The 22,026-nt window shown below is 48.2% G+C and carries 19 protein-coding genes and 3 pseudogenes; 12 read left to right on the plus strand and 10 right to left on the minus strand.

Annotation, left to right across the window (positions count from 1 at the left end; all coding sequences use genetic code 11):
* Positions 1-29: 29 nt before the first annotated feature.
* Entirely contained in the window at positions 30-1,358 is a 1,329-nt protein-coding gene (locus ATN88_RS13175; RefSeq protein ID WP_067416583.1) for an NAD(P)/FAD-dependent oxidoreductase, read from the plus strand.
* Positions 1,359-1,391: 33 nt separating this feature from the next.
* Here ATN88_RS13175 and ATN88_RS13180 read toward each other — a convergent pair whose 3' ends face one another.
* Positions 1,392-1,940 (minus strand): cupin domain-containing protein, encoded by a 549-nt coding sequence (locus ATN88_RS13180; RefSeq protein WP_067416586.1) that lies wholly within the window; start codon positions 1,938-1,940, stop codon positions 1,392-1,394.
* A 342-nt stretch (positions 1,941-2,282) separates the two neighbouring features.
* Between ATN88_RS13180 and ATN88_RS27335 the strand changes: the two genes are divergently transcribed.
* From ATN88_RS27335 to ATN88_RS13190, 4 genes are all read left to right on the plus strand, one after another.
* Positions 2,283-2,855: an NAD(P)/FAD-dependent oxidoreductase gene (locus ATN88_RS27335; RefSeq protein WP_232313176.1), complete on the plus strand. Its 573-nt coding sequence runs from the start codon at positions 2,283-2,285 to the stop codon at positions 2,853-2,855.
* Positions 2,762-2,977, plus strand: coding sequence for an FAD-dependent oxidoreductase (locus tag ATN88_RS28615; RefSeq protein ID WP_332308898.1), 216 nt, complete (start codon positions 2,762-2,764; stop codon positions 2,975-2,977). Before ATN88_RS27335 ends, ATN88_RS28615 begins: the two co-directional genes overlap by 94 nt.
* Positions 2,978-2,991: 14 nt before the next feature.
* Positions 2,992-3,585 carry an NAD(P)/FAD-dependent oxidoreductase gene (locus ATN88_RS27340; RefSeq protein ID WP_232313178.1) on the plus strand — a complete coding sequence of 198 codons (594 nt, stop codon included), beginning with the start codon at positions 2,992-2,994 and terminating at the stop codon, positions 3,583-3,585.
* Positions 3,586-3,739: 154 nt separating this feature from the next.
* Positions 3,740-4,957 carry a bifunctional alpha/beta hydrolase/OsmC family protein gene (locus ATN88_RS13190; protein ID WP_067416589.1) on the plus strand — a complete coding sequence of 406 codons (1,218 nt, stop codon included), beginning with the start codon at positions 3,740-3,742 and terminating at the stop codon, positions 4,955-4,957.
* A gap of 230 nt (positions 4,958-5,187) precedes the next feature.
* On the opposite strand, the pseudogene ATN88_RS13195 reads toward ATN88_RS13190, so the two are convergent.
* Positions 5,188-6,683 (minus strand): annotated as a pseudogene (locus tag ATN88_RS13195) (aldehyde dehydrogenase).
* A gap of 194 nt (positions 6,684-6,877) precedes the next feature.
* Here ATN88_RS13195 and ATN88_RS13200 point away from each other — a divergent pair.
* Both ATN88_RS13200 and ATN88_RS13205 read left to right on the plus strand, forming a co-directional pair.
* Positions 6,878-8,210: pseudogene (locus tag ATN88_RS13200) on the plus strand (aminotransferase class III-fold pyridoxal phosphate-dependent enzyme).
* A gap of 17 nt (positions 8,211-8,227) precedes the next feature.
* Complete coding sequence (locus tag ATN88_RS13205; protein ID WP_067416592.1) at positions 8,228-9,715, plus strand: CoA-acylating methylmalonate-semialdehyde dehydrogenase; 1,488 nt, start codon at positions 8,228-8,230, stop codon at positions 9,713-9,715.
* A gap of 45 nt (positions 9,716-9,760) precedes the next feature.
* Here ATN88_RS13205 and ATN88_RS27345 read toward each other — a convergent pair whose 3' ends face one another.
* The 4 genes from ATN88_RS27345 to ATN88_RS13220 all read right to left on the minus strand — a co-directional run bounded on the left by ATN88_RS27345 (position 9,761) and on the right by ATN88_RS13220 (position 11,821).
* Complete coding sequence (locus ATN88_RS27345; RefSeq protein WP_232313181.1) at positions 9,761-10,114, minus strand: EAL domain-containing protein; 354 nt, start codon at positions 10,112-10,114, stop codon at positions 9,761-9,763.
* 11 nt (positions 10,115-10,125) lie between these two features.
* On the minus strand, positions 10,126-10,383 hold the full coding sequence (locus tag ATN88_RS27350) for a hypothetical protein (RefSeq protein WP_232313182.1): 258 nt from the start codon (positions 10,381-10,383) through the stop codon (positions 10,126-10,128).
* 163 nt (positions 10,384-10,546) lie between these two features.
* Positions 10,547-11,284, minus strand: a complete 738-nt coding sequence (gene lpxH / locus ATN88_RS13215; protein ID WP_067416596.1) for a UDP-2,3-diacylglucosamine diphosphatase — start codon at positions 11,282-11,284, stop codon at positions 10,547-10,549.
* A 39-nt stretch (positions 11,285-11,323) separates the two neighbouring features.
* The gene (locus ATN88_RS13220) at positions 11,324-11,821 is read right to left on the minus strand and encodes a peptidylprolyl isomerase (RefSeq protein WP_067416599.1); all 498 of its coding nucleotides are present in this window, start codon (positions 11,819-11,821) and stop codon (positions 11,324-11,326) included.
* Between the two features lie 282 nt (positions 11,822-12,103).
* Here ATN88_RS13220 and cysS point away from each other — a divergent pair, with 282 nt between their 5' ends.
* The 4 genes from cysS (at position 12,104) to ATN88_RS13235 (ending at position 16,235) form a co-directional block, all read left to right on the plus strand.
* Positions 12,104-13,489, plus strand: coding sequence for a cysteine--tRNA ligase (gene cysS / locus ATN88_RS13225; protein ID WP_067416603.1), 1,386 nt, complete (start codon positions 12,104-12,106; stop codon positions 13,487-13,489).
* A gap of 346 nt (positions 13,490-13,835) precedes the next feature.
* Entirely contained in the window at positions 13,836-13,985 is a 150-nt protein-coding gene (locus ATN88_RS27355; RefSeq protein WP_232313185.1) for a hypothetical protein, read from the plus strand.
* On the plus strand, positions 13,982-14,791 hold the full coding sequence (locus ATN88_RS13230) for a porin (RefSeq protein ID WP_232313187.1): 810 nt from the start codon (positions 13,982-13,984) through the stop codon (positions 14,789-14,791). The genes ATN88_RS27355 and ATN88_RS13230 overlap by 4 nt, the downstream gene beginning before the upstream one ends.
* Positions 14,792-15,281: 490 nt before the next feature.
* On the plus strand, positions 15,282-16,235 hold the full coding sequence (locus ATN88_RS13235; protein ID WP_067416606.1) for a porin: 954 nt from the start codon (positions 15,282-15,284) through the stop codon (positions 16,233-16,235).
* Between the two features lie 62 nt (positions 16,236-16,297).
* Here ATN88_RS13235 and ATN88_RS13240 read toward each other — a convergent pair whose 3' ends face one another.
* Both ATN88_RS13240 and ATN88_RS13245 read right to left on the minus strand, forming a co-directional pair.
* Positions 16,298-17,116 (minus strand): ion transporter, encoded by an 819-nt coding sequence (locus tag ATN88_RS13240; RefSeq protein ID WP_067416609.1) that lies wholly within the window; start codon positions 17,114-17,116, stop codon positions 16,298-16,300.
* Between the two features lie 86 nt (positions 17,117-17,202).
* The gene (locus ATN88_RS13245; RefSeq protein WP_067416612.1) at positions 17,203-17,841 is read right to left on the minus strand and encodes a YchE family NAAT transporter; all 639 of its coding nucleotides are present in this window, start codon (positions 17,839-17,841) and stop codon (positions 17,203-17,205) included.
* 595 nt (positions 17,842-18,436) lie between these two features.
* On the opposite strand from ATN88_RS13245, the pseudogene adhE reads away from it, so the two are divergent.
* Positions 18,437-21,144, plus strand: a pseudogene (adhE, locus tag ATN88_RS13250) (bifunctional acetaldehyde-CoA/alcohol dehydrogenase).
* A 204-nt stretch (positions 21,145-21,348) separates the two neighbouring features.
* On the opposite strand, the gene ATN88_RS27360 reads toward adhE, so the two are convergent.
* Entirely contained in the window at positions 21,349-21,645 is a 297-nt protein-coding gene (locus ATN88_RS27360) for a Rossmann-fold NAD(P)-binding domain-containing protein (protein WP_232313189.1), read from the minus strand.
* A complete protein-coding gene (locus ATN88_RS27365; protein WP_232313191.1) occupies positions 21,612-22,022 on the minus strand; it encodes an SDR family NAD(P)-dependent oxidoreductase in 411 nt (136 codons plus the stop codon). The genes ATN88_RS27360 and ATN88_RS27365 overlap by 34 nt, the downstream gene beginning before the upstream one ends.
* Positions 22,023-22,026 lie beyond the last annotated feature (4 nt).

Genomic DNA, 22,026 nt, shown 5'->3' on the forward strand with positions numbered 1-22,026 from the left:
AAAACAGCATAAATTAGGACGGAATCATTATGTTGGAACAAACAGAATCCATTGCGTTGCAGCAACCCAGACAGGCGACTCAATCTGACCATGCGCCGTCCTATTATGCTGCGTCTGCCAATCCCTCTCCGGCAAGAGAAACGCTGAAAGAGGACATCACCACTGACGTTTGTATCATAGGTGCGGGTTACACGGGTTTGTCGTCAGCACTCCATTTGTTGGAAGCAGGCTTCAATGTAGTCGTGCTAGAAGCGGCCAAAGTCGGATGGGGCGCGTCTGGTCGTAACGGCGGGCAAATCGTGAACAGCTACAGCCGTGATATCGACGTGATTGAAAAGACGGTTGGTAAAGACAAGGTGGCATTGTTCGGTGAGATGGCGTTCGAAGGTGGCAAGATTATTCGAGAGCGCGTTGAGAAATACAACATCCAATGTGACCTCAAAGATGGCGGAATCTTCGCAGCACTAAACGATAAGCAAATTAAAGAACTTGAACACCAAAAAGCCCTTTGGGAACGATACGGCAACGACCAACTTGAATTGCTGTCAGCCAGCGATATTCGCGGTATGGTGGATACGGAATCCTACGTTGGTGGATTGCTCGATAAAAGCGGTGGGCACATTCACCCGCTTAATCTTGCGTTGGGAGAAGCCGCTGCCGTTGAGAGCTTAGGTGGAAAGATTTACGAACATTCGGCTGCCGTCAGCATTCAGCGCGGCGAACCTGCTGTAGTGCAAACCGCAGAAGGCTCTGTGACTGCGGCGTTCTTGATTGTTGCGGGTAATGCGTATCTCGGTGGTTTGATGCCAGAACTACAAGCCAAATCAATGCCCTGTGGCACGCAAGTGGTCACGACCGAGCCGTTGTCAGAGGACTTGGCGGCAAGCTTGTTGCCCCAAGACTATTGCGTCGAAGACTGCAATTACCTGCTGGATTACTTCCGTCTTTCTGGGGACAAACGGCTTATCTACGGTGGCGGTGTGGTTTACGGTGCACGCGACCCAGAAAATATCGAAGCGATTATTCGCCCGAAAATGCTCAAAACGTTTCCGCAACTGGCTAACGTGAAGATCGATTATTGTTGGACCGGGAATTTCTTGATGACCTTGTCCCGCTTGCCTCAAGTAGGGCGTATCGGCAGCAATATCTATTACTCACAAGGGTGCAGTGGACACGGTGTCACCTACACCCATTTGGCGGGACGATTGATGTCGGAGGTCTTACGCGGACAGGCAGAAAGGTTTGACGCTTTTGCCAGTTTGCCACATCTTCCGTTCCCCGGCGGACACATGTTCAGTGTGCCGTTTTCAGCGTTAGGGGCTTGGTATTACACAGTGCGGGATAAATTGGGTATCTAATGGAATGAAAAAGCGTCCGAAAGGACGCTTTTTTCAGAAATTCGCGGGTGTCGTTGCGCTGAATAAGCGGCAAGTCGCATCAAACGGGTTGGCGAATTTGTGCGGTTTGTTACTGTCGAAGTAGTAGCTGTCGCCTTCTTCCAGCACAAACACGTCTTCACCAACGGTAAGCTCCAAACGACCTTCGATCACGATGCCAGATTCTTCACCATCGTGTTGTAGCATGTCATCACCTGAATCTGTGCCCGGTGGGTAAATTTCGGAAAGTACAGAAAGGGCGCGGTTTGGAAACTCTTTACCAACCACTTTCATTGACACGGTTTCAGAACCAATTTCGAGCAAGTCTTCTTGGCGGTAAACCACAGGCGTGGTGTCGCTTTCCGCCATATCCGCAGAGAAGAATTCCACCAGTGACATAGGAATGCCGGACAGCACTTTTTTCAGTGAACTCACAGAAGGACTGACGCTGTTTTTCTCAATCATTGAGATGGTGCTGTTGGTGACACCAGCACGCTTTGCCAGTTCACGTTGAGATAATCCTCGGCTTTTTCGTACGGCCTTTAGATTTGCACCGATATCCAATGTTTCGCTCTCCGTGGCTTAGTGATGACAGCATCACGTGTTAACTGTAATAGATATTGAACATTTCATCCTACTTACCTAGTGCGCTATATCAAGTTTTTTGTCTCTCTTTGCGGGACTCGTAAAAAATAACAAGCAATCATGATGATGCATGGACTTTTTCCTTCCTTGAAAGGAGGGATTGTTTGGGTAATGAAAGTGCAACGTTTATCAGGATTTCATAATAAAAATCGGCAACGTGACCCAGATAAGATATTGATGAAGATGTGTACAATTTATGCTTCACCCCTTTCATGAAAATGCGTTAGTCTTTGTTAATTATATTTTACAAAGGAAGTCGTTATGGGTACGCCTCTTTCGCAATTGCCTCACACGCAGTCTTACTACGCGGCTACGGCCAAGTACCCACAACGCTATCCTGAACTCTCAGAGGCGGTGACGGTCGATGTGTGTATCGTCGGGGGTGGTCTCAGCGGTGTAAACGCAGCGATTGAACTGGCAAAAAAAGGCTTTTCTGTTGCGTTGCTCGAAGCCAACAAGATCGGTTGGGGCGCGTCAGGCCGTAATGGTGGTGAGCTCATTCGTGGCATCGGGCATGGCATTGAACAATTCACTAATCAGATTGGGCGCGAAGGCGTGGATGCCATCAACCAAATGGGCGTAGAAGCGGTGCAGATCGTCAAAGATCGCGTTGATGAATTTAACATCGATTGCGATCTTGTGATGGGCTACTGCGATCTCGCGCTAAAGCCCTCCCACATGAAAGAGCTACAGGACGATTTCGACGATCTCACGGAAAACGCTATCCCCATGAAATACGTATGCTTGATAAGTCAGGACTTGCCGAGGTTATCGGCTCTGAACGCTATATCGGTGGCATGTTGGACATGGGCAGCGGTCACTTACACCCCTTGAATCTTGTAGCAGGTGAAGCCGTTGCTGCGGCTGGACTGGGTGTTCAATTGTTTGAAGACAGCCCAGCCATTGAAATACAAAAAGGCACCAAACCCTTAGTGAAAACGCCAAAAGGCAGGTGACATGCAGTTACTTATTGCTGGCAGGTAATGCCTACATCGGGCATAAGCTCGAGCCGTATATCGGCGGGAAAGTCTTGCCTGCGGGCAGTTATATCATCGCGACCGAACCGCTGACTGACGAGCAAGTCGCAAGCACCATTCCAAAGAACATGTCTTTCGCCGACCTGAGTATCGCGTTGGACTACTACCATCTTTCCGGTGACAACCGCCTGTTGTTTGGTGGTTTGTGTACCTATTCCGGCAAAGACCCTCGTGACATTACTGCTGCTCTACTGCCTAACCTTGAACGCGTATTCCCGCAGTTAATAGGCTTGAACATCGACTTTGAATGGGGCGGAATGATCGGCATTGGTGCGAACCGTCTGCCTCAGATTGGCAGTTTGCCTGATGCGCCAAACATCTTTTTTGCGCAGGCGTATTCGGGGCATGGCCTCAATGCCACTCACATGGCCGGCCGAGTCATTGCTGAAGCCATTTCAGGCACCGCCGAGCGCTTTGATGTGTTCGCCAAGGTCAAACACATGACGTTCCCCGGTGGCCCGCTTTTGCGCTCCCCGCTGTTAGCCATCGGCATGACTTACTACCGCGTTATGGAAGCGTTGCAATAAATCGCGCATTTCAATTTCGTTGAATTCTGCATCTTCAAGTTAATGGGCAAGGCGTCTCAAGCATAAGCGAGAGACGCGCTGTCATACTTTTCTCGTTATCCGGTCTTCTCCTTCGCATCTAGTCTGTAAGAGTGGACAAATAAGGAGAATAAAGATGGCAGGAAAGCGCGCAAAAATAACATTTCAAAGTGGTGGGAATATCTTGGCGGGCATGCTTGAAACGCCTGAACATGCTGCGCGAGGGTATGCACTGTTTGCCCACTGTTTTACCTGCGGTAAAGATGTTGCCGCAGCGTCTCGGATTTCTAGAGCCTTAGTGAATATCGGCTTCGCAGTGTTCCGCTTTGACTTTACTGGTCTTGGTGGCAGTGATGGTGATTTTGCCAACACTAACTTCTCCTCAAATGTCGATGATTTGGTATCGGCGGCAGATTTCTTGCGTGAGAACTATGAAGCCCCGTTATTGCTAATCGGACACAGTTTGGGGGGACGAGCTGTGCTGTCGGCTGCGCATCGTATTCCTGAAATATCGGCCGTTGCGACCATAGGTGCGCCAGCAGACGCTGAACATGTTGCCAAGCAATTTGCTGCCCATGTCGAGGCAATTGACGCGACTGGCGAGGCCGAGGTGAGCCTTGCAGGTCGACCGTTTACCATCAAAAAGCAGTTTCTGGATGATATCCGTGAAGAGAATGACGATATCGAATCACTTCGCGTCCCGCTGTTGGTGATGCATTCTCCCATCGATAACATTGTGTCTATTCGTGAAGCCGAGAAAATCTACCTTCGCGCTAAACATCCCAAAAGCTTTGTTACCTTGGATACTGCCGATCACCTGCTGACCAACAAAGACGATGCCACCTATGTGGCGGAACTGATTGCGGCCTGGTCACATCGCTACATCGACAAAGCGGCACCGGTGAAAGAAGCCAAAGAAGGGGTGAAGCGTGGGGAAGTGCTGGTGCATGAGCACAACAAGCAATTTACCCGCACCATTCAAACAGACCACCACCAATGGTTTGCTGATGAACCAGTTGATTACAGCGGTGACAACTTAGGACCAGATCCATACGAGCATGTGCTTGCCGGCTTGGGGGCGTGTACGTCCATGACGCTTCGCATGTATGCCAATCGAAAAAAACTGAACTTAGATGACGTCAAAGTGACACTGTCTCATAGTCGGCAGCACGGCGATGACTGTGAGCATTGTGATGAAGACCATGCGAAAGTCGAAGTGCTCGCAAGAGAGATCGAGTTGTTTGGTGATTTGACGGACGAAGAGCGTCAGCGTTTGTTAGAAATTGCGGATAAATGCCCGGTACACAAAACCTTGGAGGGGAAAGTGGTCATCACGACCAAACTCAAGGGCTGATATACCCAAACAACTTGAAGATGCAGGATTCAACTCGCCCAAAGAGAGGGCTTCAATGCACCCACTTCTTCGTTAAATTCCACGGAAATAGAATAACTATTCCTCGCGAAATTTGCCTCGAATTGAGTGCATTGATGACCTCTGAACTCCAGCAGCTTCAGGTCGTTTGGGTATAAAACAAACATTAACGCCCCAATTGGGGCGTTAATTTTATCTAGGAAGCTTTCTCGCTACAGTGCAATCCAGGTCGCTTTCACTTCGGTGTACTTTTCAAAAGCATGCAGAGACTTGTCTCTACCATTACCTGACTGTTTATAACCGCCAAACGGTGCGGTCATGTCACCGCCGTCATAGTGATTAATCCACACCATCCCCGTTTTCAGCGCTTTCGCAGTCTTGTGCGCTTTGCTGATGTCTGATGTCCAAACGGCAGAGGCGAGACCATAGTCAGTGTCGTTGGCAATCGCGATCGCCTCTTCTAGAGAATTGAAGGTGATAACAGACAAAACGGGACCAAAAATCTCTTCCTGGGCAATGGTCATTTCATTGTTCACATTATCGAACACGGTGGGCGCAACAAACAGCCCTCCCGTTTCTTCCATGATTTGCTTGCCGCCACAAAGCAGCGCAGCACCAGCCGCTTGCCCTTTTTCGACATAGGAAAGAACAGTTTCAAGCTGCTGTTGATCCACCATGGCACCGACTTGAGTTTCAGGGTCGAGCGGATGCCCGGGTTGCCAAGTACGTAGTGCTTCCACGACTTTGGAGACAAAGACGTTCTTGATGGAGGCTTCGACCAACAAGCGTGAGCCCGCGGTACAGACTTCCCCTTGGTTAAAGGCGATGGCGGAAGCGGCGGCTTCGGCTGCGGCATCTAAATCCGGCGCATCTTCAAACACGATGTTTGGGCTCTTGCCGCCTGCTTCGAGCCACACGCGCTTCATGTTGGACTCGCCAGCGTAAATCATCAGTTGTTTGGCGATGCGTGTTGAGCCAGTGAACACTAAGGTATCCACGTCCATATGTAAGGCGAGCGATTTGCTACTGTGTGCCCAAAGCCTGGAAGTACGTTCAACACCCCTTTAGGCATGCCAGCGTCCAGAGCCAATTGACCCAGCTTGATAGCGGTTAAGGGAGATTTTTCTGAGGGTTTAAGAATGACCGAATTACCAGCCGCCAAAGCAGGACCAAGCTTCCAGCACGCCATCAGCATTGGGAAGTTCCACGGCACAATTGCAGCGACAACACCGATTGGTTCACGGGTGATCATACCGATTTCATTGTGCGGCGTGGGTGCCAATTCATCGTAGATTTTATCGACTGCTTCGCCTGACCACCGGATTGCACGAGCGGCACCGTAAACATCCACCGCTTTTGAGTAGCGGATAGGTTTACCCATGTCGAGGGTTTCCAGCAACGCGAGTTCATCGCCGTTCTCTTCAATCAGCTCTGCAAAACGGATAACAATTTTTTTTCGCTCGGCAGGGGCCATTTGTGACCAAACACCGCTCTCAAACGTGTTACGGGTACTGATGACAGCCTTGTTGGCATCGGCCAAATCGCAACTGGCCACCTTGGCAAGGAGTCGGCCATCAATCGGGCTTAAACAATCAAATGTGTCACCAGAATCAGCGGCTTGGTATTCACCATCGATAAATGCACGCCCTTCAATTGCCAGAGCTTGCGCCTTCATTTCCCAGTCATTGCGAGACAATCGAGCACTCATAATCATCCATTCCTTTCGTCAGATAAGGTTCATCGCACACGATGTGTTCACTGTGCACCATTTCAAAATATTTTACAATTTCGTAAATTATTCTTTTTATCTTGAACACAGTTTATATACTGTTCATTATATTTGACATGGTGTTGTCCAAACGACAACGTGCAATGAACATTGGCATGTAAGGAAACTTGACTATGGCAGTGCAAAAACCACAGAGCGAAGGGGCGAGTCTCAATAACTTCTGGATGCCGTTTACGGCAAACAGACAATATAAGGCCATGCCACGATTACTCGTCAAAGCCGAGGGAATGTATTACACCGATGTGGAAGGTAACTCGGTGTTGGATTCAACCGCGGGTCTTTGGTGTTGTAATGCGGGTCATAGCCGACCGGAAATCACTGACGCGGTGAGTCGTCAGATTTCGCAACTGGACTATGCACCGACCTTTCAAATGGGGCATCCACTGCCGTTTGAACTTGCTGAGCGATTGGCTGCAATGGCACCGGGCGAATTGAACCGAGTCTTCTTTACCAACTCTGGCTCTGAGTCAGGTGATACGGCATTGAAAATTGCACTGGCTTATCAGCGTGCTCGAGGTCATGCTAATCGCACCATGTTTATTGGGCGTGAACTGGGTTATCACGGAACGGGTTTCGGTGGTATCTCTGTTGGCGGCATGGTGAACAACCGCAAAGCGTTCAACAGCCAACTTCTCCCAAGTGTTGCTCACCTGCCCCATACGCTCGACATTGAGCGCAATGCGTTTTCAAAAGGCTTGCCAGAGCATGGTATTGAAAAAGCGGATTACCTTGAGCACATGATCGCGCAGCATGGCGCAGAAAACATCGCAGCCGTGATGGTAGAGCCCATGTCTGGCTCTGGTGGCGTAGTGCTTCCGCCTGTTGCTATCTAAAACGCCTTCGTGAAATCACCGCGAAACATGACATCTTGCTGATCTTTGATGAAGTGATCACGCATTCGGACGCGTCGGCGATGCGTTTGCGGCCCAGCGTTGGGACGTGGTGCCAGACATCATTACGACGGCGAAAGCCCTGACAAACGGTGCTATTCCAATGGGTGCCGTGATTGTCAGCGAGAAAATTTATGATGCGTGTATGCAAGCACCAGAAGACACCATTGAGCTTTTCCACGGCTATACCTATTCAGGTCATCCTGTAGCGGCTGCTGCTGCGTTAGCAACCATGGACATCTACCGCGATGAAAAGCTGTTCGAGCGAGCGCGAGAAATGGAAGTGGCATGGGAAGATGCGGTGCATTCGCTGGCGAACCTCCCGAATGTGATCGATGTGAGAAACACTGGGCTCATTGCGGGTATTCAGTTTGCACCGAGTGAAAAGGGGATCGGTAAGCGTGGGTATGACGTCTTTACACGCTGTTTCTATGATGGCCTGTTGGTGCGCGCATCGGGTGACATTATTGCGATGTCGCCACCATTGATTGTTGAGCCGAAGCACCTCGACCAAATTGTCACCACGCTGGAAAAAGCGATACGAAATGCCATTTAACGTTTAGGGATGACACCATGACTTCAGTTACACACTTTGTAGATGGAACACACACCGCAGAGAGCGAGCGCAGACAAGCTCTTTATAATCCAGCGACAGGCGAGGTAAGCGGTGAGGTTTCCTTAGCATCTGCCGGAGAAACCGAAGCAGCGATTGCCTCCGCGAAAGCCGCTTTTCATGAGTGGTCTGAAATGTCGCCGCTCCGTCGTGCGCGCGTATTGTTTAAGTTCAAATCGCTGGTGGAAGCGAACATGGACGAGCTGGCAGCACTGATCACCAAAGAGCACGGCAAAGTGCTGGAAGATGCCAAGGGTGAGCTGACACGAGGCCTAGAGGTGGTCGAATTTGCCTGCGGCATTCCTCACTTGCTAAAAGGTGAAATCACGGAGCAGATCGCAACGGGCGTGGACTCCTGGTCACTGAATCAGCCTCTGGGCGTCGTAGCCGGTATTTCGCCGTTCAACTTCCCCGTGATGGTACCCATGTGGATGTTCCCCATCGCCATTGCATGCGGTAATACCTTCATCATGAAACCGTCCGAGAAAGACCCAAGTTCGACCATGCGAATCGCCGAGCTTCTAAAAGAAGCGGGTTTGCCTGATGGCGTGTTTAACGTGGTGAACGGCGATAAAGAAGCAGTGGATGTGCTGCTGACGCATCCTGACGTGCAAGCGGTCAGCTTTGTGGGTTCTACGCCTATCGCGGAATACATCTACAGCACAGCGTCACAACACGGTAAGCGTGTTCAGGCACTGGGCGGTGCGAAAAACCATATGGTCGTGATGCCTGATGCGGATTTGGACCAAGCCGTCGCGGCACTAATGGGCGCAGCGTATGGTTCAGCCGGAGAGCGTTGTATGGCGATATCCGTTGCGGTTGCGGTGGGTAATGTCGCAGATGCGTTGATTGAAAAATTAACGCCAAAAGTCGAAGCATTGCGAGTTGGCAATGGTGTCCTTGAAGGCATGGAAATGGGACCTTTGGTCACCGCGGATCATTTGAAGAAAGTAGAGGGCTATGTCGCTTCGGGTGTTGATGATGGCGCGACACTGGTGGTGGATGGCCGAAATGTCACCGCGGAAGGCGGCGAAGGCTTCTTCCTTGGTGGCTGTTTGTTCGACAATGTGACGCCAGAAATGACGATTTACCGTGACGAGATCTTTGGTCCTGTGCTGTCTGTCGTGCGCGTACCTGACTATGCGACGGCCGTTAAGCTTATCAACGAACATGAATTCGGTAACGGTACAGCTATTTTCACCCAAAACGGCGATGCAGCGCGTCAGTTCTGCCACGAAATCCAAGTGGGGATGGTCGGTGTTAACGTGCCTATTCCTGTTCCGATGGCGTTCCATAGTTTTGGCGGTTGGAAACGCTCTCTCTTTGGGCCGCTTCATATGCACGGGCCTGATGGTGTGCGTTTTTACACCCGTCGAAAAGCCATCACTGCGAGATGGCCTACTGGATTACGCGTGCAGGCTGATTTCATCATGCCGACCATGAAATAATGAGAGGCAAATACGAAACGAAAAAGGAGCCTAAGGCTCCTTTTTTTATGCGACTTTTATGGTTTCAACCACTTCAGGGTCAATCATGCGCTCTGGCTTACTAAAGCGGTAGCCTTGGAACAAATCAAAGCCAAGGTCGAAAGCAAACTCAAATTCAGCTTGAGTCTCGATTTTTTCAGCCAACAGCTGGAACGAAAACGCACTTCGGTAAGTATTTACAAATGCTTCGATGTCTAAGAAGGAGAGTGCTCGGAAGTCTATTTTTATGATGTCTGCCAACGGGATGAAAGAGAGCCAACGTTCACTCGGTGTGAAGTCGTCGAAAGCTATTTTAAAACCGTGAGACTTCAGCGTGGTTAGCGCAGAAAACAATGCCGCATTGGGCTCGCAATCTTCCAATACTTCAACGATTAACGCTTCTTTCGGGTATTGGAGGCGGTGCCATCGACCAAGCTTTCAAACCCGAAGTTAATAAACACGGGCTTGTCATCCGATAAAGAGACGGGATGAACGCCTTGTCGAAACAATGTTTGTAGAACGGTTTGCGTGGCATACCTTGCAGGGACACAAGGGAAGGAGTCGCTCTGCCCATCACGAAAGAGGAGTTCGTAAGCGACAACATTACGTTGTCGGTCGAAAATGGCTTGTCGTGCGATGCTGGAACTCATAAAAAAATCGATGTGCCTTGAAATTTAGATGCGAAACTAATTGTATAAGATGTCTCAATAGTGAGAGTACTAAATAAGTTTGATATTTCGCGAAGAAAAATAATGGGGCAAACCATACTTTTCTCATCTTGATCTAGCAAACATTTCTGTAATTGTTTTTTATCTAGGGAGGTATCGCATCAAAAGCGCGGGTTTCTAGCTCGCAACCGTCCTCTGTACAGCGCAAGATTGAGCCTTGCGTATACCAGTCACCCAACACGATTCGCTGCGCAGGCTGGTCACTAATGCTTATGTCATGCTTTGCCGGTCTGTGAGTGTGGCCGTGAATCAGTTGGGTCACGTTTTCACTGTCCATAATTCGAAGCACTTCAGCAGGGTCAACGTCCATGATCTCATAGGATTTATGCTGGTTTTGGTCGCTGCTGCTTTGACGTAGCTTTTCACCGATCTTCTTGCGAGTGCGCAATGGCAAACGGAAAAATAGCCACTGAATCAGCTTGTTATGCACTTTTTTACGATAGCGTTGGTAAGCTTCGTCCTGAATACACAGGGTGTCACCGTGCATGATAAGCGTAGGCTTGCCGAACAAATCAATCACGCAATGCTCTGGCAACAAGGTCATGCCCGCTAGTTTAGCGAAGCGTTTGCCAACCAGAAAATCACGATTTCCGTGAATAAAGTACACGGGAATGCCTCGATCGTGCAGGGTTTTAAATGCCTCAGCGACGCTCAAGTGCAAGGGTGTTTCGTCATCGTCGCCAATCCAAGACTCGAAAAGATCACCTAACACATAAAGTGCAGATGCCTGTGTTGCTTCTCCCTGAATGAACTGAAAAAAGCAGTCAGTGATTTCCGGATGGGAAGGGCTTAAATGGAGATCTGAAATAAATAGTACGGTCATAGAAAGAGGGCAGTGTTATTTACACTGCCCCTCAGAGTCTTATTCTTCGATGGTAACGCTTTCGATGATAACTTCTTCTACAGGCACGTCTTGGTGTACGTAGCCCCAGTTACCGGTCGCAACACCTTTGATTTTGTTTACGATGTCCATGCCTTCAACCACTTCAGCGAAAACACAGTAACCCCAACCGTCCATAGACTCAGATTTGAAGTCCAGGAAAGTGTTGTTGTTTACGTTGATGAAGAACTGAGAACTTGCAGAATGTGGTTCCATAGTACGCGCCATTGCCAGCGTACCAATTTTGTTGCTCAGGCCGTTGTTAGCTTCGTTTTTGATTGGCGCGCGAGTTTCTTTCTCTTGCATGCCAGAAGCCATGCCGCCGCCTTGGATCATGAAACCATCGATTACACGGTGGAACAGAGTACCGTTGTAGAAACCATCGCGGCAGTATTGCAGGAAGTTCTCCGCAGTCACCGGTGCTTTCTCAGTGTTAAGTTGGATTTTGATGTCACCAAAGTTGGTATGAAGCGTAACCATGATATGTTCCTAATTAGGGACTGTTAACGTTGCAACCCAAGGACTCAGACTGACGTTGCGCAGGTCCCTGAACGCGTTTGGCTTTAAACGGTTGATTCTATCCTAGTGGTAGTCACATTCAACCGATCTCACACGAAAAAAGCACATAGATCGAGCCAAGTGCTTTTCTCTTGGCCGAATTCGTTCACCTTACCTTCTATTGCCTTGCCTAAAACCATAGGAAAGGGTGTAATATGCTTTTCTCATATTCACTGTTTTATTGTAATGGGTAACCCGACTACTATGTTGAAGATTTACAACTCCCTCACCAAGCAAAAAGAAGAATTTAAACCTATTCAGCCTGGCAAGGTTGGTATGTATGTGTGTGGGGTTACCATTTACGATTTGTGTCATATCGGCCACGGTCGTACCTTCGTGTCTTTCGACGTTGTTTCTCGCTACCTGCGTTTTCTGGGTTACGACCTGAAATTCGTTCGTAACATCACTGACATCGATGACAAAATCATCAAGCGCGCGAACGAAAACGGCGAAACCTGTGATGCACTGACTGAGCGTCTGATCGGCGAAATGTACGCGGACTTTGATGCGCTGAACATGAAGCGCCCTGACGTTGAGCCACGTGCGACGCAGTTCATCCCAGAAATCATTGAGTTGGTTGAGCGTCTGATTGAGCGTGGTTTTGCGTATGTTGCATCAAACGGCGACGTGCTGTTTGAAGTGGCGAAGTTCGACGAGTACGGCAAGCTGTCTCGCCAAGACCTTGAGCAACTGCAAGCGGGCGCGCGTGTTGATGTTGAAGAAGCGAAGAAGAGCCCACTGGACTTCGTACTGTGGAAAATGTCTAAGCCAGGCGAGCCAACATGGGAATCTCCATGGGGTCCAGGTCGTCCAGGCTGGCACATTGAATGTTCAGCAATGAACTCAGCGATTCTGGGTAACCACTTTGACATTCACGGCGGTGGTTCAGACCTGACCTTCCCACACCACGAGAACGAAATCGCGCAATCATGCTGTGCACACGACACCAAGTACGTAAACACGTGGATGCACAGCGGCATGGTGATGGTTGACCGTGAGAAGATGTCTAAGTCACTGGGTAACTTCTTTACTATCCGTGATGTACTGGCGCACTACGACGCAGAAACCGTTCGTTACTTCTTGATGTCTGGCCACTACCGTAGCCAGCTAAACTACAGCGAAGAAAACCTGAAGCAAGCGCGTGCGTCGATGGAGCGTTTGTACACCTCTTTGCGTGGTCTGGACTTGTCTGTGGCAGCAGAAGGTGGCGAAGCATTTGTTGAGCGCTTCAAAGCAGCGATGGATGACGACTTCAACACGCCAGAAGCATACTCAGTGCTGTTCGACATGGCGCGTGAAATTAACCGCCTGAAAGCAGAAGACATTGAAGGTGCTTCTAAGCTGGCAGCGCGTATGCGTGAACTGGCTGACGTTCTGGGTCTTCTGGGTCAGGATCCTGAAGCATTCCTGCAGGGCAATGCGCAAGGTGGTGACGACGAAGTGGCACAAATCGAAGCACTTATCAAAGCACGTAACGATGCACGTGCGAGCAAAGATTGGGCCGCCGCTGATGCTGCACGTGATGCACTGACCGAAATGGGTATCGTGCTGGAAGACGGTGCAGCAGGCACAACGTGGCGTCGTAAGTAATCTCACTTCGCTCTCAAATGAAACGGCGCACTATGCGCCGTTTTTTATTGCCATATCAAAAAATTAGGTAGCTATTAGCCAGAAATTCGCAATTTCAATTTGCAATAGTTTCACTCTAATCTCGCGAACCCTGTCGACTATACTTCCCGCGCTATGTAACAGGATTAATATCTTTCGCCGTTTCTCATTAGTTAGAACTAAATTACGATGGTTATCGACAATCCTTCACTGGTGGTCTTAAGACCAGAGGTGGCTCTGCGTGGCGGCTAGTGTTGGAAAAGCATAAATCTCATTCTTACATGCACCTGAGCCATCGTTTTCTAAGAACGTTTTTGAGGAAGGAAGTATGAATAAGCTAACGACTATCGCAATCATAATCAGCAGTACGATTAGCTTTGGTGCCCAAGCAGTAAACATCTACAAAACGAAAGATGCCTCGTTAGATATTGGTGGCCGTGTCGAGCACGATTCAATATCTCTGATGCCAATGAATTGAATTCAAGCGATTCGAGCTCATTTGACGATATCAGCCGTGCTCGAATCTATATTGACGGAAAAACGCAGGTCACTGACTCCATTAATGTGTTTGGTTACTACAATGGCGAGCTCACCTCAGGCAGTTCTGATATTGATAACCGCTATATGTATGCAGGTATCGGCACAGCGTATGGTGCGTTTTCTTATGGTATTCAGGATTCAGCACAGGTTATCGTTACCAATGTCACTGACATTATGGAGACCTTCGGCGGTAACTCAGCCGATATCCTCAATGGCAATGCGGACGAGCAAGAGAACAACTTTGTCTATCTGGCTCAACTCCCTCTGGATATGACAGTTACCCTTAACTACATCAAAGACGACAGCAAAGGCAACTACACGGGCGGTGGCTCGGTGTTCTATAACTCACCAACGGGCTTACAAGTGGGTGTGGGTTATATTGCCGGTGAGCAAGATAGTGTAGACGCCGATCAATATAATGTCGCTTTGGCTTATACCTTGGGTGATTTTTATATTGGCGGTTTATATGTGAATGGTGAGATTGATAAAGTCGATATCGAAGGCTATGAGATTGCTACACAATATACAGTTGGCGACTTTATATTTAGATACGTTTATAACTATCGCGACTCTGATTATAAAGCCACGGCGAAAGTTAATGAATACGCAGTAAATAGCAACGCTATTGAAGGTGTTTATAATATAACAAATAATTTTGTTACTTACGCAGGTTATGAATTTAATCGTTTAGACGGTCAAGCCAACGACGATCAATTCCAGGCCGGTATTCGTTATAGTTTCTAAGCTCCCATTAAGAGCTGCAGGCTAAAAGAAGGAACAGAAACACAGCGTTGAGTCTGCGCTCTGCTAGGGGAGATCTATCAGTCAAGGTTACTAAAAGGACAGTAAGTAACCTTGGCTGCCTTCTTTGCCTGCAAGGTGAAGACAGGTCGCCAGATCCATCTGCTCGATGAATGCCTTCCACTTCACTTTATTAAATCAACCTGAATGTAAGTTGAACTTGTGAAAGAATATTTCTAATTTTTAGAGCGTTAACACAGTTAGTTGAATGGTGCCTGAACAAAAGTTCGGTATAATATTTAATTAAGATATGACTCGCACTTATTTCTCTTTTTCCTTCTCAAAAGCCAACAAAATAAAAGACTCGCCATATTAATTAAAATTAAATAAACCTTAATGCTTCCTAAACAGCTTTTCGATTTGTATTTCCTCTAACAAAAAGAGGCGTTACCTTCATTTCCGGAGCTTAATCCCTGAACCTAAAGGTAATAAAATGAAAAAAGTTGTTCTAGCTACTGCAATTTTGGGTACATTTGCTGCCGCTTCTTCTCAAGCTATTACGGTCTATTCTGATGATGATTCGAGCCTGGAAATTGGTGGTCGTGCAGAAGCGCGCTTCAACATTTCTGATGCTAACGAATCTGATTCAAACTCTTCGTTCAACGATCTGAGCCGCGCACGCATCAACATCGCGGGTGAGACCAAAGTAAATGAAGATGTGTCTGTGTTCGGTTTCTATGAAGCAGAGCTCAACGCTGACAGCTCAAACATCGACAACCGCTACCTGTTCGCAGGTTTCGACACGACATACGGTGCGTTCTCTTACGGTAAGCAAGACTCTGCGCAAGTTATCCTGACCAACTCGACGGATATCCTTTACACCTTCGGTGGTGATGCGGCTGACTTGACTAAAGGTAACGCAGACAAAGTGGACAATAACTTTGTTTACAGCAACACATTTGCAGACGCTGTGATCGTAACGTTGAACCACGCGCAAGAAGAAGAGAAGGGCAATTACAGCTCAGGTGCATCGGTGGCTTATGATCTACCATTTGGCCTGCAAATTGGTGCGGGTTATGTAGACGGTAAGCAAGACGATGAGAAGGCGAAGCAGTACAACGTGTCTGCGGCGTACTCACTGAATGACCTGTACTTGGGTGCGTTGGTGACACGCGGTGAAATCGACAACGTTGATTTGGAAGGCTACGAACTGGCGGCGTCTTACTCTCTGAATCACTTCGTTGTTCAGTATGTTTACAACTACAAAGACGTAGACACGAACAACAAGCTGCAGAATGTTGACGAAGTTAACTACCATGCAATCGAAGGTGCATACAACGTGAGCGATGACTTCACCGCCTACGCTGGCTACAAGTTTGATCGTCTGAAAACCGACGGTCACCGTAACGACGACCAAATTCAAGTAGGTCTGCGCTACGACTTCTAAGTTGTACCGGACACAAAAAAGGAGCCGAAAGGCTCCTTTTTTACGTTCGCGATAGATGCCTTTTATGGCTGCTCGGGTAACTCAGTCCCGCATTTTCGGCAGTAATCCGCATCAGAATCATGGCCGCTGGTGGAGCAGTTACTGCAACGTACCAAGTTACGACGATGCTTCATCTCTTGGTTGATTTCTGCTGTGATGATGCCTGTTGGCACCGCAAGAATGGAATAGCCCAGTAGCATGGTAAACGCCGCAATGAATTTACCGACATCAGTTTGCGGCACAATGTCACCATAACCCACGGTTGTGATGGTCACGATAGCCCAATAGATACTCATTGGAATGCTGGTAAAACCGTTGTTCGGCCCTTCAAGCGCGTAAAGGAGTGAGCCCAAAACAGTCACAATAATCGCCACAGTACTAAAGAACACGATGATTTTACGTTGTGCCATGAGCAAAGAGCGCAGCAGGATATTCGAGTCTTGGAGGTATCTTGTTAATTTCAGAATGCGGAAGATACGCATAACACGTAGCAAGCGAATCATCAACAAACCACTCGCACCAGGCATGATTAGCGCAAGGTAACTTGGCAACACCGCAAGAAGGTCCACGATACCGTAGAAGCTGCGCGCGTACGCCCAAGGTTTTGGCGAGCAATACAAACGCAATGCATATTCAATCGTGAACAAGATAGTGAATACCCATTCTAAGCGAGTTAGCCAAATACTGAATTGGGATTCAACATCCTGAACGGATGAAAGGATAAGAAGAAGCTCGGAAAACAATATTGCGCCAATCAGCGCGATGTCGAAGTACTTTCCGGCCTTCGTTTCTGTGCCAAAGATAATGTCGTAGAGGGCTTTCTTCGCGCTTGGGTGGTTCACCGTTTTATCCTGCTTGGATGAGTTTATGCTGAGATGTAGAGGCTTGGTTGAGCGGGGTTCGGCCAGCTTAACTGGCCGAGTATTGTTTAGACTAGGCCAGGGAATAGGGCACGCATACCGTTCGCGATAAACTCGATGCCGAGTGCCGCGAGAATCAAACCCATGATACGTGTGATCACGTTAATACCAGTTTGACCTAAGAACTTTACAATGGTTGGTGCAAGTTTGAGCAAACCCCAAATACCTGCCGCGAAAATACAGATCGACAGAATCAGACCTACCGTATCAACAGAGCTTGGGTAACGACTCGCGTAAACAATCGTAGAACTGATGGCACCCGGACCTGCCAGCAAAGGCATAGCCAGTGGTACGACACCAATCTGCTCACGGCTGACAGATTCAGACTGTTCTTGTTTGTTCTGCTTATCTTCACCCAGCTTACCGCTCATCATGGTGAAGGCGATGCTTACTAGCAGCAAACCACCTGCAACGCGGAAAGAGTTCAGAGAAATGCTAAAGAAGTCCAGCAGCAACTGACCAGCCAAAAGCGACACGATCAAAATTGCCGCTACAGCAACACTGGCCGTGAAAGCGGTTTTGTTTCGCTCCACAGGGTCTTGATGTGCGGTCAGAGATACAAATATTGGCATGATACCGAGCGGGTTCACCGCGGCAAACAAGCCAATGAAAAATTGAAAAAATATTACAAGCTCGATGCTATTCATTCCCAATCACTCTGCGGGCATATAGAAGGAGAGAATCTGACGCAGATCTCATTGTCTGTGTCTCGGGCGCTAGTATAGCGACGAAAGATTAAATGCCAATATGTAGATGGTTAGGTAGGGATAAATTCTCAAAACTGTCTCGAATGCGGTGTTTACTCTAATGTACAGTCTTGTTGATGGATAATTTGAGCTTTAATGTTTTTCTTAAATTGCACCTGAAATAGACTGGAAATTTGAAGCTGATCGCAATTTATTTCACGCTTCGAAATATGTGATCTGTAGCACTTAAAATCGCGTATGAGACACGAATCAGATGTGGTACATTCACGTAGTTTTCTTGCGGGAATTGCTGGTTTAATCACCAATTTCGGCAGGAATTGATGGATGTTTGACCGATTAATGAAAAAGATTATGAAAGTTTACTACACATGATCCGGATCAACTTTTAGCTTTAGCGAAATTCTATAATCGGTTTTGAAAGTTATTTACTAAACGCTTGCCGGACAGCACTGAGGAAGTGTGTTGTTTAGGCCTCTAAGCAAAGAGCGTGTGGTTACTAAATAATTTTCAAACTTTAGGTATGTAGGAGACAAATATGCCTGTAACTAACGTAGCCGAACTCAACGCAATGGTTGAACGTGTTAAGAAAGCACAGAAAGAGTTTGCAACTTACTCTCAAGAGCAAGTTGATAAAATCTTCCGCGCTGCTTCTCTGGCTGCTAACAATGCTCGTATTCCTCTGGCACAACAAGCTGTCGAAGAATCTGGCATGGGTATTGTCGAAGACAAGGTAATCAAAAACCACTTCGCATCAGAATTTATCTACAACAAGTACAAAGATGAGAAAACCTGCGGCATCTTGGAAGAGAACGACGAGTTCGGTACTTTCACTATCGCTGAACCAGTAGGTATCATCTGCGGTATCGTCCCAACTACCAACCCAACTTCAACCGCGATCTTCAAATCTCTGATCTCTCTGAAGACTCGTAACGGTATTATCTTCTCGCCACACCCACGTGCGAAAAACTCAACGAACGATGCAGCTAAATTGGTTCTGGACGCAGCAGTAGCAGCGGGCGCACCAAAAGATATCATCGGCTGGATTGATGAGCCATCTGTAGAGCTGTCTAACGCTCTGATGAAGCACGACGACATCAACCTGATCCTGGCAACAGGTGGTCCAGGCATGGTTAAAGCGGCTTACTCTTCTGGTAAACCAGCAATCGGTGTAGGTGCGGGTAACGTTCCAGTTGTTATCGACGAAACTGCTGACATCAAGCGTGCAGTTGCATCTATCCTGATGTCTAAAACGTTCGATAACGGCGTAGTGTGTGCTTCTGAGCAAGCAGCAATCGTTGTTGATTCAGTGTACGACGAAGTGAAAGCACGTTTTGCGTCTCACAAAGGCTATGTACTGAACAAAGACGAAGCAGAAAAAGTTCGTAAAGTACTGCTAATCGACGGTGCACTGAATGCGAAAATCGTTGGTCAGCCAGCAGCTAAAATTGCAGAAATGGCAGGCGTGACTGTACCAGCAGATACGAAAGTACTGGTTGGTGAAGGTCTGGGCAAAGTATCTCACGACGACGCATTCGCTCACGAGAAACTGTCTCCAACTCTGGGTCTGTTCCGCGCTGACGACTTCGAAGACGCAGTAGCACAAGCAGTAACCATGGTTGAAATCGGCGGTATCGGCCACACTTCTGGTCTGTACACCAACCAAGACGTAAACCAAGAGCGCATCAAATACTTCGGCGACAAGCTGAAAACTGCACGTATTCTTGTAAACATTCCTACTACTCACGGTGGTATCGGTGACCTGTACAACTTCAACGTTGCACCATCACTGACTCTGGGCTGTGGTTCTTGGGGCGGTAACTCAATCTCTGAGAACGTTGGTCCTAAGCACCTAATCAACAAGAAAACTGTAGCGAAGCGAGCTGAAAACATGCTGTGGCACAAACTACCGAAATCTATCTACTTCCGTCGTGGCAGCCTGCCAATTGCACTGGGTGATCTGGAAGGTAAGAAACGCGCATTCGTTGTTACTGACCGCTTCCTGTTCAACAATGGCTACTCAGACGAAGTTGTTTCTCTGCTGAAATCACAAGGCATGGAAGTTCAGACGTTCTTCGAAGTAGAAGCTGACCCAACGCTGACTGTTGTTGAGAAAGGTGCTGCTGCAATGGCTAGCTTCCAGCCAGACGTAATCATCGCACTGGGCGGTGGTTCACCAATGGACGCAGCGAAAATCATGTGGGTTATGTACGAGCACCCAGAAACTCACTTCGAAGAACTGGCAATGCGCTTTATGGACATCCGTAAACGTATCTACAAGTTCCCGAAAATGGGTAAAAAAGCTGAGCTGGTATGTATCACTACTACTTCAGGTACAGGTTCAGAAGTTACACCATTCGCTGTTGTAACTGACGACAAAACTGGTGCTAAGTACCCACTGGCTGACTACGAACTGACACCACAAATGGCAATCGTAGATGCGAACTTGGTCATGAACATGCCTAAGTCTCTGACAGCGTTCGGTGGTTACGATGCAGTAACTCACGCTCTGGAAGCTTACGTATCTGTTCTGGCGAACGAATACTCTGACGGTCAGGCTCTGCAAGCACTGAAGATGCTAAAAGAATACCTGCCATCAAGCTACGCGAATGGCGCGAAAGACCCAATCGCTCGTGAGAAAGTTCACAACGCAGCGACTATCGCAGGTATCGCGTTTGCTAACGCATTCCTGGGTGTATGTCACTCAATGGCGCACAAAATCGGTGCTGAGTTCCACCTGCCACACGGTCTGGCGAACGCACTGCTGATTTCTAACGTTGTACGCTACAACGCGAACGACAACCCAACTAAGCAAACTGCTTTCTCTCAGTACGACCGCCCACAAGCACGTCGTCGTTACGCAGAAGTTGCTGACCACCTGGGTCTGTCTCAAGCTGGCGACCGTACTTCTCAGAAAATCGAGCGTCTGCTGGGTTGGTTGGAAGAGCTGAAAGGCGACCTAGACATCCCACTGTCTATCCAAGCGGCGGGTGTATCTGAGTCTGACTTCCTGGCGAAAGTAAACGAGTTGGCAGTTGAAGCTTCGATGACCAGTGTACTGGTGCGAACCCACGCTACCCTCTGATTGCAGAGCTGAAAGAAGTACTGCTTGCTTCTTACTACGGTAAAGCGTTCGTTGAAGGCGAAACAGTAGAAGGTACTTCTGTTATCAAGAAGAAAGCTGACCAAGAAGCTGCTGCAGCAAAACCAGCTGCAAAAGAGAAGAAAGAAGCTGCTAAAGCGTAATTCTCTGAAAGAATGAAAAAAAGCCCGCATTATGCGGGCTTTTTTATTGGCAGTGGCATACCCAATATTGCGCAGCGCAGTTAATCGAAGAGAAAGCTTCCTTATGCCAGCTCGCTGTTAAAGCGAAGTAGGCTTTCTCTCGATTGGTTGTCTTTACAAATTAATCAGGTAGTCGAAGCGGCTACGGCAAACTTCACTGGCCGTTTAACTCGCTGCTTCTAAGATACGGCCAGTGAAACTGTCGTTCTCAACGATGTAAGCTGCGCCATCAATCATGTCGTAGTTGATGGCGGAGTGGTACTGAACTAAGCCATTATCATAGTGACGCATTCTCGGCAAAACGCCGCCGACACGAATATTGGCATGTTCAAGTTCTTGTGCCCAACTTTGAGTCAGGCCGCGGATAACAGCATTAGAGCTGTCGAGGTTCAGGCTAGCTTCATTGGCTGAGCCCAAACCAGGAATATTTACAATGACACCTTTGCGGCCGCAATCAAGCATATTGATGCTGCGCCGCGACCAAACAGGTACAAGTTTGACGCAACATCGGCGATGGTTTCATCAACGATAGGGTTGCTTGCTAGCAAATTTGGCAGGCCACCGGCTTGCCAGTAGTTGATCAGCACGTCTACTGCGCCCATTTCTCGATTCACTTCAGTAAACAGGTGCGAGATGTTTTCCACACTTCGGTCGGCCAGAAAAAATGAATAGCAAATACCACCCACTTTCAGGCAGTTTTCATAGGTTGTCTGAAGGTTTTGGCTATCGGTATCCACAAGTGCAACTCGGGCATTGAGTCTACAAAAGTGTTCAGCCATGGCGCGTCCGGTTGGCGTGCCTGCTGCTGTAATCACGATGACTGATTTAGCTATATCCATTGTT

Source organism: Enterovibrio coralii (assembly GCF_001559595.1).
Classification (GTDB): Bacteria; Pseudomonadota; Gammaproteobacteria; order Enterobacterales; family Vibrionaceae; genus Enterovibrio; species Enterovibrio coralii.